The sequence below is a fragment of the Pseudomonas sp. LBUM1673 genome (genome assembly GCF_059695645.1).
In genome coordinates this window covers 3,950,573-3,966,535 of sequence record NZ_CP166780.1, presented here as the reverse complement: position 1 = coordinate 3,966,535, position 15,963 = coordinate 3,950,573, and the positions used below count along the sequence as shown (strand labels likewise).

18 protein-coding genes are annotated in these 15,963 nt (G+C 57.6%); 11 read left to right on the top strand and 7 right to left on the bottom strand.

From position 1 onward, the window contains the following. Positions 1-389 precede the first annotated feature (389 nt). From imm40 to ACA044_RS18245, 4 genes are all read left to right on the top strand, one after another. Positions 390-719 (top strand): Imm40 family immunity protein, encoded by a 330-nt coding sequence (gene imm40, locus ACA044_RS18260; protein ID WP_497442651.1) that lies wholly within the window; start codon positions 390-392, stop codon positions 717-719. Positions 720-1,098: 379 nt separating this feature from the next. Beyond that, on the top strand, positions 1,099-1,329 hold the full coding sequence (locus tag ACA044_RS18255; protein ID WP_052964929.1) for a hypothetical protein: 231 nt from the start codon (positions 1,099-1,101) through the stop codon (positions 1,327-1,329). A gap of 319 nt (positions 1,330-1,648) precedes the next feature. After that, positions 1,649-2,035: a hypothetical protein gene (locus tag ACA044_RS18250; RefSeq protein ID WP_497442650.1), complete on the top strand. Its 387-nt coding sequence runs from the start codon at positions 1,649-1,651 to the stop codon at positions 2,033-2,035. 985 nt (positions 2,036-3,020) lie between these two features. Further along, a complete protein-coding gene (locus ACA044_RS18245) occupies positions 3,021-3,380 on the top strand; it encodes a DUF6124 family protein (RefSeq protein WP_497442649.1) in 360 nt (119 codons plus the stop codon). A gap of 344 nt (positions 3,381-3,724) precedes the next feature. On the opposite strand, the gene ppnN is transcribed toward ACA044_RS18245, so the two are convergent. Then, entirely contained in the window at positions 3,725-5,098 is a 1,374-nt protein-coding gene (gene ppnN / locus ACA044_RS18240; RefSeq protein WP_201121300.1) for a nucleotide 5'-monophosphate nucleosidase PpnN, read from the bottom strand. A gap of 226 nt (positions 5,099-5,324) precedes the next feature. Between ppnN and ACA044_RS18235 the strand changes: the two genes are divergently transcribed. Both ACA044_RS18235 and ACA044_RS18230 read left to right on the top strand, forming a co-directional pair. Further along, positions 5,325-5,852: a DUF3087 family protein gene (locus ACA044_RS18235; RefSeq protein ID WP_497442648.1), complete on the top strand. Its 528-nt coding sequence runs from the start codon at positions 5,325-5,327 to the stop codon at positions 5,850-5,852. Positions 5,853-6,002: 150 nt separating this feature from the next. After that, positions 6,003-7,580, top strand: a complete 1,578-nt coding sequence (locus ACA044_RS18230; RefSeq protein ID WP_497442647.1) for a sensor domain-containing diguanylate cyclase — start codon at positions 6,003-6,005, stop codon at positions 7,578-7,580. 15 nt (positions 7,581-7,595) lie between these two features. Here the strand turns inward: ACA044_RS18230 and ACA044_RS18225 are convergent, their stop codons facing one another. Both ACA044_RS18225 and dapA read right to left on the bottom strand, forming a co-directional pair. After that, positions 7,596-7,982, bottom strand: coding sequence for a DUF2784 domain-containing protein (locus ACA044_RS18225; protein WP_497442646.1), 387 nt, complete (start codon positions 7,980-7,982; stop codon positions 7,596-7,598). A gap of 60 nt (positions 7,983-8,042) precedes the next feature. Further along, the gene (gene dapA, locus ACA044_RS18220) at positions 8,043-8,918 is read right to left on the bottom strand and encodes a 4-hydroxy-tetrahydrodipicolinate synthase (RefSeq protein WP_497442645.1); all 876 of its coding nucleotides are present in this window, start codon (positions 8,916-8,918) and stop codon (positions 8,043-8,045) included. Positions 8,919-9,310: 392 nt separating this feature from the next. Between dapA and ACA044_RS18215 the strand changes: the two genes are divergently transcribed. From ACA044_RS18215 to ACA044_RS18205, 3 genes are all read left to right on the top strand, one after another. Next, positions 9,311-10,009 carry an AzlC family ABC transporter permease gene (locus ACA044_RS18215; RefSeq protein ID WP_497442644.1) on the top strand — a complete coding sequence of 233 codons (699 nt, stop codon included), beginning with the start codon at positions 9,311-9,313 and terminating at the stop codon, positions 10,007-10,009. Beyond that, on the top strand, positions 10,009-10,320 hold the full coding sequence (locus ACA044_RS18210) for an AzlD domain-containing protein (RefSeq protein WP_162830927.1): 312 nt from the start codon (positions 10,009-10,011) through the stop codon (positions 10,318-10,320). The genes ACA044_RS18215 and ACA044_RS18210 overlap by 1 nt, the downstream gene beginning before the upstream one ends. 68 nt (positions 10,321-10,388) lie before the next feature. Further along, positions 10,389-10,547, top strand: a complete 159-nt coding sequence (locus tag ACA044_RS18205; protein WP_185047213.1) for a hypothetical protein — start codon at positions 10,389-10,391, stop codon at positions 10,545-10,547. A gap of 92 nt (positions 10,548-10,639) precedes the next feature. On the opposite strand, the gene ACA044_RS18200 is transcribed toward ACA044_RS18205, so the two are convergent. The 3 genes from ACA044_RS18200 to ACA044_RS18190 all read right to left on the bottom strand — a co-directional run bounded on the left by ACA044_RS18200 (position 10,640) and on the right by ACA044_RS18190 (position 13,244). Continuing rightward, the gene (locus ACA044_RS18200; protein WP_497442643.1) at positions 10,640-11,353 is read right to left on the bottom strand and encodes an ABC transporter ATP-binding protein; all 714 of its coding nucleotides are present in this window, start codon (positions 11,351-11,353) and stop codon (positions 10,640-10,642) included. A gap of 3 nt (positions 11,354-11,356) precedes the next feature. Continuing rightward, positions 11,357-12,193: an ABC transporter permease gene (locus ACA044_RS18195; protein WP_497442642.1), complete on the bottom strand. Its 837-nt coding sequence runs from the start codon at positions 12,191-12,193 to the stop codon at positions 11,357-11,359. Between the two features lie 64 nt (positions 12,194-12,257). Then, the gene (locus ACA044_RS18190) at positions 12,258-13,244 is read right to left on the bottom strand and encodes an aliphatic sulfonate ABC transporter substrate-binding protein (protein WP_497442641.1); all 987 of its coding nucleotides are present in this window, start codon (positions 13,242-13,244) and stop codon (positions 12,258-12,260) included. A 376-nt stretch (positions 13,245-13,620) separates the two neighbouring features. Between ACA044_RS18190 and ACA044_RS18185 the strand changes: the two genes are divergently transcribed. Beyond that, complete coding sequence (locus ACA044_RS18185) at positions 13,621-14,520, top strand: polysaccharide deacetylase family protein (RefSeq protein WP_497442640.1); 900 nt, start codon at positions 13,621-13,623, stop codon at positions 14,518-14,520. A gap of 242 nt (positions 14,521-14,762) precedes the next feature. Then, entirely contained in the window at positions 14,763-15,014 is a 252-nt protein-coding gene (locus ACA044_RS18180) for a DUF1652 domain-containing protein (RefSeq protein ID WP_497442639.1), read from the top strand. Here the strand turns inward: ACA044_RS18180 and ACA044_RS18175 are convergent. Continuing rightward, entirely contained in the window at positions 15,011-15,907 is an 897-nt protein-coding gene (locus ACA044_RS18175) for a LysR family transcriptional regulator (RefSeq protein ID WP_497442638.1), read from the bottom strand. The genes ACA044_RS18180 and ACA044_RS18175 overlap by 4 nt on opposite strands. Positions 15,908-15,963: the final 56 nt, after the last annotated feature.

The following is a 15,963-nucleotide window of genomic DNA, read 5'->3' as shown; positions in this document are numbered from 1 at the left end:
CCGCCTGAGTGTGTTGTGCCCGGGTCGTCTGCCAAGTGAGCCCGTAGAGACTGGACGCGTGATTTTTTACGCGAACCACGGTTCTGTGACACTTGGGTGGTGTAAAAGGAGGAAGTTCGGTAGCGGATGATTTCTTCGCAGGTACGAAATACACAGATAAAGTCTTAAATCAGATCAAGACTGGCGATCTTCATGGATTCCCGGAAAGTGTCACAGCGTTCCAAGGGGCCGGAAAGGTGACGAAGATCACAGGGGGAGATGGTGTTGTAAGAGATATGCTGAAAATTCCAGGTGAGTATCGTGGGAAACGAGACGTTTTCGAATTCATAAAGGAGTCGGATGGGTCAATCAATCATCGATTATTCAAACCGACCCCAGCGGAGTGATTTATGAGTGTTATATGGTCAGAACAAATTGATCCTATTCTAAGTCGCGGGGTATCCCTAGAGCATTTGGGGGTACGGAACTGGGCTCTGGATCGTGATGACGCTTTACGTGCTATTTATGAGCTTGAGGCTTTCGGAATCTCGATTCTCGGAGGGGATGTATATCAATTAGTTGGCGAGATAGCTGAACAGACGTACGACAGCTGGTACTGCGATCAAGGGGTCGATGAGTCGGATTCTGTTTTTTTAAAGCGAAGTTCAGATAAGGCGGCGAATTATATTTGCAACTACTTAATGCAGGGATGGCTTTTTGCGCTAGTGCCTAAAATTTAATGGTGCAAAAGGCATTCCCCCCTATTCCTGGCTCAGGAGTAAAGGAAAAGGGGACAGGAAAAGAGGCGACAGGAAAAGCAGGAAAAGAGCAGGAAAAGGGGACGGATTTATTTGTTTGCTTCGAGCATAGTAGCCAGAAAATAAATCTGTCCCCTTATTTATATTTCACTCAGGAAGTCCCTGCTCGAGCTGAAGGTGTTACTCGTGGCGCTTCGTTTGCCACGGAGTACAATCCTACGACCGGCTCCACTAGGCAGTGGATGGAAAGCTATGACCATTCAGGAAATATCATACGGGTTCACCCTAAAAGCATTAATGGGCAGCCAGTTAGCGCGTAGCACTATCCTCCTGCAGGTGCAGAGTTGGAGAGCTGGAAATAATGTACTCACAAGCTGATCTTGCTATGGATCTAGAAAGAACACTGGCTAGAGGTTTCGATGTTTTTAGGATCTCTAAAGTGGCGTTTGAAATCTACCAAGACCATGGCTTAGAAATTACTGCCCCCATGGATCGAGCACTCCTCACATTGATGGCCATGGAGGAGGGCGAGGAATTTGAGTTAACTGAGTCAGAGTTTTTGGCTCTGATTTCAGAGATTAAAGCTATGTAGATGGCGGTTGGAAAAGGCAGTGGGTGTTGATTCAGCTAGGGATATCGCCACTGCCATAAAGACAGGCCGCACTGAGACATGGGTTGTGAGGACGGGGCCGGATGGGGCCACTGAGATCCAGGTGCTCGACTCGTTAGGTAAGCCAAAGCCCATTGATACGTCAAAAATACTAGCTTCAAAAACAAATCTTTCAGGAGCACAGCCATGATCCGGGACTCGATGGCGAACATAAGCTACTGGCGTGAGCGAGTGGCTAAAGATGTTGTCTGGATAGAAAAAGCAGAAAAACGTTTATCGGAACCATCACAAAATCCAGTGTATGACCCTCAGTTCTTGGGGAAAGGGGACGGATTTATTTGTTTGCTTCGGGCGTAGTGGTCAGAAAATAAATCTGTCCCCTTTGTCGGAAAAATTGAAACCATCGGCGAAATTACCTATGTCACTTTCGGAAAATAGATACTTGTTAGCGCAAATACTGGATGGAAAGTCACCAAACATCGTGTTGAACATGATGCTGGAGGTCGTTCATGATTTAGATAAATACGCTTTAGCAGATATTTTTTTGGAAGAGTTTGATCGTTTGGATAGCAGAATCCTTCCTGTAATATGGAAATGGAAGAGTGCCAAATCTATTAGAGGTATATCTGATCAACAATTTGATGAGACGGTGTTGTTGCTGATGAGGTCTGCGGGTTACATGGTGTAAATAATAGGGGGATCCTGAGGTTTTCCCTAAAATTCATTGGTGCAAAAGGCGCAGGTTCTGCGCTGGAAACAACCAGTCCCATTGCTGTGAGTGGTAGTCGGGCAATTGATAAGGCGCAGAGGTAACCGGGAACAGACCCTGAGGAATCCCCACAAATCTACTCCAACGTCTGCGCATGTTGATTCACCTCGGCTCGCAACGCGTGCTCAAGCCTCTCCAAGGTTTTTCGAGAGTTTGAGCCGCGTCCGCTGCGCCAGTTTCCAAACTCAGTCGCCACAGCGACCTGGTCGACGACCGACAAATTAAAAATCAGCGTGTAGTCTCACTGACTACGCCTTTTTGCTGATTCCATTACGTCCTCCTGAAAAATAGATCAGAAGGTGTAAACCTTATTCAGGACGGGACAGTAAGAAAAAGGCCGTCTGTCCCTACTGCTACTGCTATTTCCCGTTTGTCCGGTGGTTTGACCGAAAGTTGGAGGGTGTTTTTTCGGGCCTCTTCGCGAGCAAGCCCGATCCCACACTGGATCTTCTGTGAACACATTATTTGTGACCGACACAAATCAACTGTGGGAGCGGGCTTGCTCGCGAAGAGGCCAGCCCAGCCACTACAAAACCCTCAGCAAGACTAATAAACAGGCGATGTTTAAAAGACATCTCCAGATACTCACTCAGGCTACACAGCCTTGCGCCGTTGCCTACGACTACGCCAGAATCCGCCGGCTTGTGCGCCTTGGGGGCGGGCTCTATCGTTTGCCGGTCGCTGACAAATCAGCGATCGGGTCTCGCAGCCCGTGTATCTCTAGACGCACAACATCCTCCGTTCGTGAACAGGTATGCCTGTCCGTTCATGTTATGGCGGCTGTACGTGGGAGACCTTCGGGTCTGCCGGTTCTAGAGTCCCGGTCTGCGACCTGCGTATAGCTGCCACCTCCTTTCGTCTCGCAGCGAACCGTGGCAGCTCCATGACTCTAGGAGCTTCATCTATGTTCAAACCAACGCCAAATCCCCCGGAAACCGATCCGACATCCCCCTACGAATCCCTCGATTCCAAAAAGCTCCACGAAGCCGCCGACCGCGCCCTCGATCACTACCTCAAACCGCCCATCCCCAAAGACACCAAGCGCAAACCCAGCACCATTTACCATGTGGGTGCGAAGGTCGATAACGAAACCCTGCTGGTCAACGCCTGCGAAACCCTGGCGTCAGCGAGCTTGATGCTCAGTGAGTTCGCCGGGTTGATGGATATGCCACATCGCAACATGATGTTGGGGATTCAACAGGTGGTCATGCTTGGGGAATTGGCAGTCAACCGGGTGCTGGATAACCTCGATCCGCCTGCCTGACACTGGATCTGAAGTGATTGGGCATCTGTGGCGAGGGAGCTTGCTCCCGCTCGGCTGCGCAGCAGTCGCAAAACCGGCATATGCGGTGTGCCTGAAAGAAGGCGGTTGCAGGATTTGGGGTCGCTTCGCAACCCAACGGGGGCAAGCCCCCTCGCCACAATGAGGTCCACTGACACAGTCCCCAAAAACAAGAAACCCCGCATCACGCGGGGTTTCTTGTCAAAGTGTGGGAGCGGGCTTGCTCGCGAAAGCTGCTTAACATTCAACAGAGATGTCGACTGTTACGCCGCCTTCGCGAGCAAGCCCGCTCCCACAGGGTGATGTTAAAGCTCACATCGGCTATATCACGCCACCACCTGATAACACGGCACATACTCCGCGCCGCCCGGCAGTTTCATCCGGTGCTGGGCGACGAAGGCTTTGAGCAGTTTGTCCAGCGGCTGCATGACGGCGGCATCGCCACGGATCTGGTATGGCCCGTGTTCTTCGATCAGGCGGATGCCCTTGTCCTTGACGTTGCCGGCGACGATGCCGGAGAACGCGCGGCGCAGGTTGGCGGCCAGTTCGTGGGAGGGCAGGTTGCGGCTCAGTTGCAGGTTGGCCATGTTGGCGTGCGTCGGGTCGAACGGGCGCTGGAAGCCTTCGTCGATCTTCAGCAGCCAGTTGAAATGGAACGCGTCGTTGCGCTCGCGACGGAACTGTTTGACCGCTTTGAGGCCTTGAGTCATTTGCCGCGCCACCTCAGCCGGGTCGTCGATGATGATCTCGTAGTGCTGCTGCGCGGCTTCACCGAGTGTAGCTCCGACGAAGGCGTGCAACTGCTCCAGATATGGTGCGGCGCTTTTCGGCCCGGTGAGGACCACGGGGAAGGGCAGGCTTTCATTGTCCGGGTGCATCAGGATGCCGAGCAGGTACAGGAACTCTTCGGCCGTGCCCGCGCCGCCCGGGAAAATGATGATGCCGTGGCCGACCCGCACGAACGCTTCCAGGCGTTTCTCGATGTCCGGCAGGATCACCAGTTCGTTGACGATCGGGTTCGGCGCTTCGGCGGCGATGATGCCGGGCTCGGTCAAGCCGAGGTAGCGGCCACCGTGGATGCGCTGCTTGGCGTGGGCGATGGTTGCGCCTTTCATCGGGCCTTTCATCACGCCCGGGCCGCAACCGGTGCAGATGTCCAGGCTGCGCAGGCCGAGTTCGTGGCCGACTTTCTTGGTGTATTTGTATTCTTCGGTGTTGATCGAGTGGCCGCCCCAGCACACCACGATTTTCGGTTCGACGCCGGGGCGCAGGGTGCGGGCGTTGCGCAGCAGGTGGAAGACGTAGTCGCTGATGCCCTGAGAGGTGCTCAGGTCGATGCTCAAGGCGTCGAGTTCGTTTTCGGTGTAGACGATGTCGCGCAGGGCGCTGAAGAGCATTTCCCGGGTGCTGGCGATCATTTCGCCATCGACGAAAGCGTCGGCCGGGGCGTTCAGCAGTTCCAGGCGTACGCCACGGTCTTGCTGGTGAATGCGGATTTCGAAGTCTTTGTAGGCTTCCAGAATGGTCTTGGCGTTATCGACGTGGGCGCCGGTATTGAGGATGGCCAGGGCGCACTGGCGGAATAGGGTGTAGGTGAGGCCGGTTCCGGCTTCGCTCAGTTGCTGTACTTCACGTTGGGACAGTGTTTCCAGGCTGCCTTTAGGGCTGACCGAGGCGTTGATTACATGTCGTTGGGTCATTCAATGATCCTTAAAACGATGTCACCCGCCGGCAGGCGCATGGCATCCGAATAGTGTGTATCCATGATGAAGATGGCACGAACTGCGCTGTATCGCTATGTCCCCGTTTGACGATGAAAAGATGAAAAGGAGCCCCAGCATAGCTAAATCCTTCGGGGAGGCGATAATGCCCCGCAGTCTTTTTGCTACAGAGCCTTTTACCATTGATGCAAGGAACCCCGTCGCGATGTTCGAAATCCAGCCAATGAATGCCGAAACCTATCGGCGCCAGACGCGACGCAGCACGGTGATCATCGCCCTGATGTTCCTGGCGCTGGTGATGGTGCTGTCCACGGCGGCGGTGGCGCTGTTTGGTGAGCCCGGCGGCGACAATCTGCGTTTTAACGTGGGCGGCGTGTTTGCCGCATTGTTGCTGATGGCGGCGTTGATGCGCGGCAAGTTCTGGACCCAGGAATGGATGGCGCCAGCAGTGTACGGCTGGCAGCTCAAACGCAGCCTGATGAGCATCACCAACGTCATGCACCAGGTGACGGCGGCAGTGGAGAAGGGCGATCCGAGCGCTATGAAGCTGCTGCGTTTTTATCACTTGGGGCTGAGCCAGATGCACCAGTTGGATGGCAATTCCAGCGACCATAGCCAGCTGACCCGTGAGATGGACCAGCACAAGGCGCGGATGGAAGCGCTGGGTATCGAGACCGAACAGACGCAATTGAATCGGGCCTGGCTTGAGGCGGTGAAACAGGCGCGGGTGTAGCCTTACGATCGTTGGCGATGAGCATTTTCGTGCAAATCACCTATCGTATTCGTTGATGGGTCATAGTGGTCTGAGCGCCGGCCACGGCTGACTGGCGCTAAAAGGGCGAACGGGAAAATTCGCCATGTCATAAGGGATTACGGGAGCGTCATGGGGCATCCGTCTGTCAAAGATCGTATTGAAAGCACCCGGCTCGCCACGCCTTGGGTGCCTGAGCAGGTTGAGTCGAGACTCAGGGTTCGATACGCAGTCTTCCTGCTCGTTGCTGTATGCCTGTCCATGACGGCCATTGTGATCGGGGAAGGCTGGAACGCACGTCAGTATCATTTGCGCGGCAGCGAAGTGGAGATGTCCAACCTGGCGCAAACACTGGCCTCGCAGGCTCAGGCCTCGATCAAGCAGGCCGACACGCTGCTGTTTGCCGTGGTGGACCGTCTCGAAAACGATGGCATGGAACCGGCGAAAATTCCCAGGCTGCAACGTTTGCTCCAGGCCCAGCGCGGTGAATTGGCGCAGATCCATGGGCTGTTCGTTTACGACGAAGAAGGACGCTGGCTCGCCAACTCCAACAACGCTGTGCTAGCCAATGGCAATAACTCCGACCGTGAATATTTCATCTACCACCGTGATCACCCCGAGCGCGGCCCTCATATCGGTCCGTCGATAAGAAGTCGCTCGACCGGTGAGTGGGTCATGACCGTGTCACGCAGGTTCAATCACGCCGATGGGCGGTTTGCCGGCGTGGTGGCGGCTTCGATCTATCTCAACCATTTCCTGGACCTGTACAACAGCATCGACATGGGCAGTAACGGGGTGGTCAATTTGATCGCTGACGACGCCACTATCGTCGTTCGCCGCCCGTTCAACGAAGCCGATATCGGTACCAACGTCGCCAAGGGGCCGCTGTTTACCCAGCTGTTGCCCAAGGGAAATTCCGGAACGGCCATCGTCAAATCCTACGTGGACGGGGTGGAGCGGGTGGTGGGATTTCGGCGGGTCGAGGGTTATCCGCTTATCGTTTTTACCGCTCTCGACAAGGAAGAAGTCCTGGCCAGCTGGCGGCAGGAATCCATACTCAGTGCGGGCATCGTCTCATTGCTGCTGGGGTTTCTGGGCGTTCTCGGCTATCGCCTGATCCGCGTGATGAAGCAGCAGAATCATATTCAGAACGAATTGCTGGAGGCTCAGGACAAACTCATTGAGGTCAACCACAGCCTTAAATTGCTGGCTCTGGAGGATGCACTGACCGGGCTTTCCAACCGGCGACAGTTCGATTTATTCATCCTGGCGGAGATGGGCCGCGCCAGGCGTACCCACACCAGCCTGGCGCTGCTGATGATCGATGTCGATCATTTCAAGAGTTTCAATGATCACTACGGTCATTTGGCGGGCGATGAGTGTTTGCGCAAGATCAGCAACATCATCACGGACAACATCAAGCGCCCCGGCGATCTCGCAGCCCGCTTCGGTGGTGAGGAGTTTACGGTGGTGCTGCCCGGCACCGATTATGTGGGGGCGTTTCTGGTGGCGGAAAAGATCCGTCGTGCGGTTCAGCAAGCCGGCATCAAGCACAGCGACAGTCCCGAAGGCACTGTCACGGTCAGTATTGGGGTCTGCGCCTACAATCAGATGTCGCAGAACCAGCCTGAGGACTTGATCGGCGCAGCAGACAAGGCGCTGTATGTGGCCAAGGCCAGTGGCCGGAACATGAGTGTCATTGCCAACTGAACTCAACCAGACCGGTCACTGCCCTGAACGAGTGGGGTGCCGCAACTTCCACAAGCGGATCAGCCGCAGATAGACCAGCACATTGATCGCCAGCACCACGCTGCCCAGCCCCAGTTGAATCGCGGGTGTCAGCCCGGCCGGGTAAATGATCGGCCACACGTAATGTTCGATAAAACCACCGCCGTAACCGGTTTGCCCGGCCGCATGGCGCATGAGGTTTTCCCATTCGGTCAGCGGGCACGACAAATGGAAAACTTCCACGATCACGCCCCAGACAGCGGCGGGCAGGTGCCACCAGATCAGGTGGTGCCATTTGAGCACCAGCAGCCCGCCGAACAGCACGAACAGAATGAACAGCAAGTGAGACAGCACCAGCCCGTCGGCGGCGATTCGGTAAAGCATGTCGATTGCCTGACGCGTTATGTGAATCGCTCCATGGTACTCGGGCTGGACGCGTGTGCTCTATCGATTGCTGTTTTCAAGCACGGCCAGTACTTCTTTCAAGCGCACCGCCGTGGCTTCACTGCTGCGTTGCATCGGCGCGCGCAGTTCATCGCGGATCAATCCTTCAAGGGCCAGGGCGGTTTTCACCGGGGCGGGATTAGGCTCGATGAACAGGCTGTGAATCAGCGGCAGCAACTGGAAGAAGGTCGTTCGGCCGGCCGCTAGCTGGTTGTCGCGGATCTGTTGATACAGCATCACGAACAGCTCGGGATGAACATGGGCCGAGGCGGCAATCGCGCCTTTGGCACCCAGACACAAAGCGCCGAAGATCTGGTGGTCTTCACCGCACAATACGTCGACTTTGCCGCTGGAAAGCAGCGCGAGGGTGGTGGCTGGATTGCCACCGCAGTCCTTGATCGCGACGATCCGCTCATGGGCGACGATCCGGAGCAAGGTCGACTGTTCGAAGGCGATGCCAGTGCGATAGGGAATGTCGTAGAGAATGACCGGGACGCTGGAAGCATCGGCGATGGTTTTGAAAAAGGCTTCGAGGCCGGCCTGGGACGGGCGGATGTAGTACGGTGGTGGAACCAGCAAACCCGCCAGAGAACGTTTCAGGATTTCGCTTTGAAATTGCAACAATTCGGCAAGGTTGTTGCCGGCCAGGCCCATGACCACACGTTCTGGTGGAACCTGTTCCAGCACCGCATCGAGCACGGCCAGTTGCTCATGTTTGCCCAGCGCCGCGGCTTCCCCGGTGGTGCCGCAGACCACAATGCCATCGACGCCTTTTTCCAGCAGATGACTGACCAGCCGCCGCAACCCGGCGAAGTCGATCGCGCCATGGTGAAACGGCGTAACGATGGGAACCCAGATACCTTGAAACGATGACATGTACTTTCTCCTGAAGGTTGACCGATTTCGTCACCGTCAGAAGCGTAGAAGGAAGTCAGCAAGAGGAGGGAGTGTCCGTCGCGCTCAATGTCCTGTCAGCTCATCTGACGGGACAGCGCGCCCCGGTCACATGAGCGACTGTTTCTTCGATTTAAGGGCGTGCGCAACGCAACCTTGCGCCTTGGCAGTCAAGCCAATGACGACAGTGTTGAGGTTGAAGGTTGCGGACATGGTTGCTTACACCCTGAATGAGGTGCTCAGTTTTAAAAGTCGGCGCGATGTTTGTCAATCTCGAAAATCAGTACCGGTTGCGTGCAAGTGCGCAAGATTGTTCAAGCCATCCACCGCGACTGCTGGCACAGTATGGGGTCTTTCCCTGGTTGTAGAGCGTTATGTCCAACTCACTCATGCCGCGCAGTGCATTCCTTCGCGGTGCCGCGGCCATCATGCCGCTGTCCCTGGCGACCGCGCCTTGGGGGTTGCTGGCCGGCTCCATGGCCATCGAGGCCAACCTCACGCCCCTGCAAGGCCAGGGGCTGTCGAGCATCGTGTTTGCCGGTGCGGCGCAATTGGTCGCCATCGGTATGCTCAAGGGCGGCGCCGGGGTCTTTTCGATTCTGTTGACCACGTTGTTGCTGACCTCCCAGCATTTGCTCTACGGGATGAGCATGCGTTCGGTGATTTCCCCGTTGCCGGGCCGCTGGCGAGTGGGGCTGGGCTTTTTGCTCACCGATGAGCTGTTCGCCCTGACCAGCCAGCATGACAAACAGCAATTCAATCGTTGGTACGCTCTGGGTGTGGGCCTGACGTTTTACATCGCCTGGAACCTCTTCACCCTTGCGGGCATTGTGCTGGGCAGCAGCATTCCGGGCCTTGAACACCTGGGGCTGGACTTCTCCATCGCGGCGACCTTTATCGCCTTGATCACACCAGTGGTGCGCAATGTTCCGACGGTGGTCTGTGTGGCAGTTTCGCTGTTCTGTTCGGTGCTGTTCAGCTATTGGCAATGGGGCTCGGCGCTGGTGCTGTCGGGGTTGGCGGGCATGACCGCAGGCTTTATCTGCAACAAACTCTACAGGGGGCGCACATGATGGTCTGGGCTGTGATTATCGGGATGGGCCTGCTGGTGTTCCTGAACCGCTACGTATTTCTTGAGCCTCGACTGCCGGTGCGCTTGAGCAGTAATGCCCGGCAGTTCCTCGGTTTCGCAGTGCCAGGCATGCTCACCGCGATCTGCGGGCCGATCGTGTTCATGCCCGACAAGCAGCTGAACCTGCAGTGGGACAACCCCTACCTGATCAGTTCGCTGGTGGCCGTGGGCCTGGTGCTTTACACCCGCAACACCTTGCTCAGCATGTTGTTGAGCATGGGGTTTTTCTTTTTGCTGCGGTGGTGGCTTTGAGTCATCCCGCGCGGAACTGTTCTACGCTTAAAAATAGATGACTGATCCTTTGAGGATGGGAGGTGGACATGGCCACTGAACCAAAGCATCCGGACCCGGATGAAGACATCGATGAACCAACGGAGGAAGAGCTCGAGCAGCAGAGGCGTTCGAGGCCGGACTGGAAGCACCCCGACGATGGTAAAGAGCTGTCGGACCGCGACCAGGAGCGCCCGCTGAAGCCCTGATCGGCTTGCACATACCCCAAGGCCCCGCCATGGATCGGGGCCTTTCAATTTCTGCAGCCTGGAATGCAATCACAGGTTTAGAGGGGGCATCTTCAGATGACATGCGCCCGCTGCAACTCGGTCAACGACAAGGCCTTCAGGTGCGCCAGCAATGGATCGCGCCGATCGCGTGGATGCGCCAGTTCCACCGCCAGTTCCTGACGAATGCTGCTGGGGCGGTTGTCCATCACCAGCACGCGATCGCTGAGGTACAACGCTTCGTCGACATCGTGGGTTACCAGCAGCAGGGCAATGGCGTGGCGTTCGGCCAATTGCAGCAGCAGGTCCTGGAGTTTCATCCGGGTAAAGGCGTCCACCGCGCTGAAGGGTTCGTCCAGCAGCAAAACCTGCGGCCGCGAGTAGAGACCGCGGGCAATCGCGACCCGTTGAGCCATGCCGCCGGACAGCGCTTTGGGCAGGGCCTGAGCGAACCCTTTGAGGCCGACCTCTTCGATCAGTTGCGCGACCCAGGCCTTGTCGTAATCGCTGTCGGCACTGAAACCGATGTTTTGTTCGACCGTCAGCCATGGCATCAGCCGCGGTTCCTGAAACACGAAGGCGACTTCACCGGCACTGTTGCGCAACTCGCCCTGGAAGTCTTTTTCCAGGCCGGCGACGATTCGCAGCAAGGTGCTTTTGCCGCAGCCGCTGGGGCCGAGCAGGCTGACGGTTTCCCGGGGCTGCAATTGCAGATGGATGTTTTTCAGGACGGTGGTGGCGGCGAAGGTTTTGCGCTCGACGTGAATGTCCAACAGGTGTTCGGTCATGGCTCAATCCTCTGCGCTTTGGCCGTTGAAGGTGTCGCGCCAGGCCAGGAAGCGCTTCTCCAGGCCTGCGAGAATGCCGTCACTGAGTTTGCCCAGCAGCGCCAAGACGATGATCGCGGCAAGCACGATGTCCGGGCGTGACGTTTCACGGCCGTCGCTGAGTAAATAACCCAGGCCTTTGGTCGCGGCGATCAGCTCGGCGGCCACCAGAAACATCCAGGCCAGGCTCATGCCGCTGCGCAACCCGGTGAACAGGCCGGGCAGGGCGGCGGGCAACAGAATCCGCCGCACCAGTCGACGCCGGCTGAAGCCGTACATCTGCCCGACTTCCACCAGTTTGCGATCGATGTCGCGAATCGCCGCGACGCCGTTGAGGTACACCGGAAAGAACGCGCCAATGGCGATCAGGACGATTTTCGAGGTCTCGTCGATGCCCAGCCACAGCAACAACAGCGGCACCCAAGCCAGGCTCGGGATCGAGCGCAGGCCGGCGAAGGTCGGTTCCAGATACGCTTCGGCTTCGCGGCTCAAACCGACCCATGCGGCGAACACCAGTGCGAGGCTGGCGCCGATGGCGAACCCCAGCAGCACCCGCAGCAGGCTGGCGCTGATGTGTTTCCATAGCGCGCCTTCGGCCAGGTCACCGAGGGTCAGCGCGATGTCGCTGGGGGCCGGCATTTGATAAGACGGCAGCCAGCCGATGCGCACGACAAACTCCAGCACCAACACGATCAGCACCGGCAGGGCCAGGCCCTTGAGGCGCAATTGCCAGGCGTTGCTCAGGCGGCGCGGTGCAGGCAATGCCAGGTGGACGGGCAGGTCTTTGCTTTTGCTGGTCATGGGGGATTCTCCAGTCACGACGAATCCGCGACGGGCGCGGATTCGGTTTTAGCCGTGGTGATCGTTACTGACGGGCCACGGTTTCTTTGAAACCGGTGTCGATCAGTTGATCGATCACTTGATCGACATTCACCCCACGGCGAACCAGTTCTTCGGAGACCAGAATCGGTGCGGCAGCCTTGGAGGCGATCACATCCCTGGCGGTCAGTTGCGGGCTGCTCAGGTCGGTGCGCGACAGTTGCAGCTTGGCCACTTCCAGCGGCAGACCGGACTCGGTGGCGAGCAACTTCGCCAGTTCATCAGGATTTTTCACCGCCCAGTCCCGGGCCTTTTCGTAGGCGCTCAGCACCGTTTCGATGGTTTTCGGATGCTCTTTGGCATAGCTGTCGGTGACGCTGACCACGCCGTAACTGTTGAAGTTAGTGTTGCGGTACAGCAGGCGCGAGCCGGCCTGCACTTCGCTCGCGGCCATGTGCGGATCCAGCCCGGCCCAGGCGTCGACGTCACCTTTCTCCAAGACGGTGCGACCGTCCGGGTGCTGCAAGTGCACCAGCTCCACATCGTCCTTGGTCAGACCAGCCTGTTGCAGGCTGCGCAGGGTGAACAGGTACGGGTCGGTGCCTTTGGTCGCGGCGATTTTCTTGCCTTTAAGGTCGGCCACGGTTTTGTACGGCGAATCCTTGCGCACCACCAAGGCCGTCCATTCGGCGCGGCTGTACACGTAAACCGATTTGATCGGGCTGCCGTTGGCCCGGCTGAGCACCGCTGCCAGGCTGGCGGACGAGGCGAAGTCGACGCCGCCGCTGTTGAGGTACTCCAGCGAGCGGTTACTGCCCTGGCTCAGCACCCAACTGACTTTGGTCTGTGGCAGGGCCTTTTCCAGAAAACCGAAGTGCTTGAGCACCAGGCTGACCGGCGAGTAATAGGCATAGTCCAGATGCACTTCGGCGGGCGGCGTTTCAGCCGCCTGGACGAAGGTTGGCAGGCTCAGGGCCAGTGCACAGGCGCTGAGCAGAGACCTGACGTTGGGAAAGCGGAAGATCGGTTTCATGGGACAGCTCCAGGCAAGGCGGCGAATTCTTATTCCCGAAAAATCATTTTTCTTGAGTGCGTCCTGCGTTAAAGGAATATTGCAGGCTCTGTGCCATGTCCTGGAACTGCCGGTTTATCAGGGGTTGGAGGCGGATGATGGGGTATCAGCATGCACCGGGGAACACAGTCTGTTGAGTCACTGTTGCCGGGCAGACACTGACTGTTCCCGGTCATGAGCTTATGCTCTCCCGATAACCAAATCGGGCGCTGGAACCAAACACTGTGTACCCTTATCCAACCTCGGCCCGCAGCAACCTGCGGGCCGGTCGAAGGATGAATGGGCGAGGGGTTTTTGCCATTAAACGTGACCCGCAAGGTCTGGCCCAAGGCAAAACATGAAGCAGTTGGTCAAGGTTCTATCCGCGTTCGCCATCGCAGTCGGTCTGCTTGGCTGCATTGCTGCGCCCATTGAAATGACGCCACAGACGCAACAGCGTTTGCGCGCGCAAGCGCCGATCCGCTTTTTGCTGAGCTTTGATGATGGGCCCAGCGCGTCCGGCTTTTACAACCCGACCGTCACTGTGCTCGACAGCCTCGCGAGTAATCCGCTGCAACCCGACATTAAAGCCGTGTTCTTCGTGCAGACCCGTGCCTCACGCGCCGGCGGCAGCGACGTGGGCCGCCAGATCATGCGTCGCGAGCATGCCGAAGGTCACCTGCTGGGCTTCCACACGGCCACCCCCCGGCACACCAACCATCGTTCTCTGGACCCGGAAGAACTGGAGCAGTCGCTCGCCAACGGTAGCGCAGACATTGCCGCGATCACCGGATCCTCGCCGACCCTGGTGCGTCCGCCATTCTGGAATTACGACCAGCGCACCTTCGCGGCCTATCAACAGCATGGCATGCACGTGCTGCTGACCGACCTGAGCGCCAATGACGGCAAAATCTGGGGCTTCAACGCCAGCCCACGTCGGCGGGCCAACCTGCTGCGGGAGCTGTCCGAAGTCCGCGAGCGCATCGCCCTTGGCGAGTTGCCGACGGTGGACGGGGTGATTCCAGTGGTGGTGACCTTTCACGACTTGAATCGCTACACCGCCCGGCATACCCGGGAATACCTGCAAATCCTGCTCGACAGCGCCCGTGCCACGGGAATGACCACAGCGCAGAAACCGTTTTACGACGATACGACAGCGTTGCAGCGGGCGGCCATGGCGCGCACCGTCACGCAGAGTTCAGAGCCTGTTCGTTTGCCGGGTATCTGGAACTGGTTGTGGGATGGGGATGCTCACTGAGCAATGTCGACGATTGACTGTGTAGCAGCTGCCGAGCTTGCGAGGCTGCGTTCGGCTGCGCAGCAGTCGTGAATCCAGCTGACGCGGTTTGCCTGATGCACCGCAAGTTCTGGTTTGACGACTGCTGCGCAGCCGAACGCAGCCTCGCAAGCTCGACAGCTGCTACAAAGCTCGCTGGCGCGTTGCGCAAGTTGATCTATCCTGAGTGGATCCAATCGGAAACCGCCTCGAGGGCGTTCGCCATGGTTCCAGTTCCCCAGCTTTGCCATATTGTGGAGTCCGGTTTCAAGCCGCTGTCTTGCGAATGCACCGTGAATCGCGATGAAACATTGCGGATCAAGGTCTTCGATGGCTCCACCGGGCGGATCGAGCTGTTGATCACCGGGGTCTCACCCGACGAACTGACCAGTGTTCGCGATATTTCCAACCTGATCGGCGAACTTCGTACAGAAATGCGCGCCGGCCGTCGGGCCTTCGCAGGTGTCATGGCCTAATTCACGAGCCTGTCGCACGGCAGCAGTTCATCGATCATCTGCAAACAATGATTCAACCCCGGCGATACATCGCCCACGCGCCTGCTGAGGATGATCGGCGAGGTGGCGTTGTCTTCCAGCACCGGGGTGAAGCCAATGTCGTCGCGGTGCAGCAACTGCACCGAGGCGGGTACCAGCGTCACCCCGATTCCCGCACCCACCAGACCGATCGCCGTTTGCAGCTCGTTGGTCCATTGCGCCACGTTAATGTGCACGCCATAGGATTCGAACAACGCGATCACGTGGTCGGCGTAACTCGGTCGCGGGTTGCCGGGGTAGAGCACAAAGGGTTCTTTCGCCAGTTCACGAAGGCTGATGGGCCTGGCGAGGAGCGGATGCCCGGCGGGCAGGGCGGCGACCAGGCGATCTTCGGTGAGCACGGTCTGGAGGATGGCCGGGTCGTCGATGCGGATGCGACCGAAGCCAACATCGATGCGCCCGGCCTTGAGTGCCTGCACCTGTTGCAACGTGGTCATTTCCGAGAGCCCCAACTCAAGCGCCAGCGGCTCGCCGCTGCGCAGTCGGCGAATCAGTTCCGGCAGCACGCCATACAGTGTCGATGGCGCAAAGCCGATGCCCAGCCAGGTCTTTTCGCCCAGACCGATCCGCCGCGTGTTGTCGCAAACCTTGCCCAATTGTTCAAGCAGAGCGGTGGAATGCTCATGGAAAAACCGCCCGGCGTCGGTCAGCTTCAGCGGTCGCCCACGCTCCAGCAATAGCACCCCGAGTTCGTCTTCCAGCTGCTGGATCTGCCGGCTCAGTGGCGGTTGGGCGATGTGCAGCAGTTCGGCGGCGCGGGTGAAGTTGAGGGTTTGAGCCAACACCTGAAAATACCGCAGGTGACGCAGTTCCATTGAGGCCTCCGGACGTCGATCTGTTAAATACCTTTAAGGTATCGAGCCAGACCAAT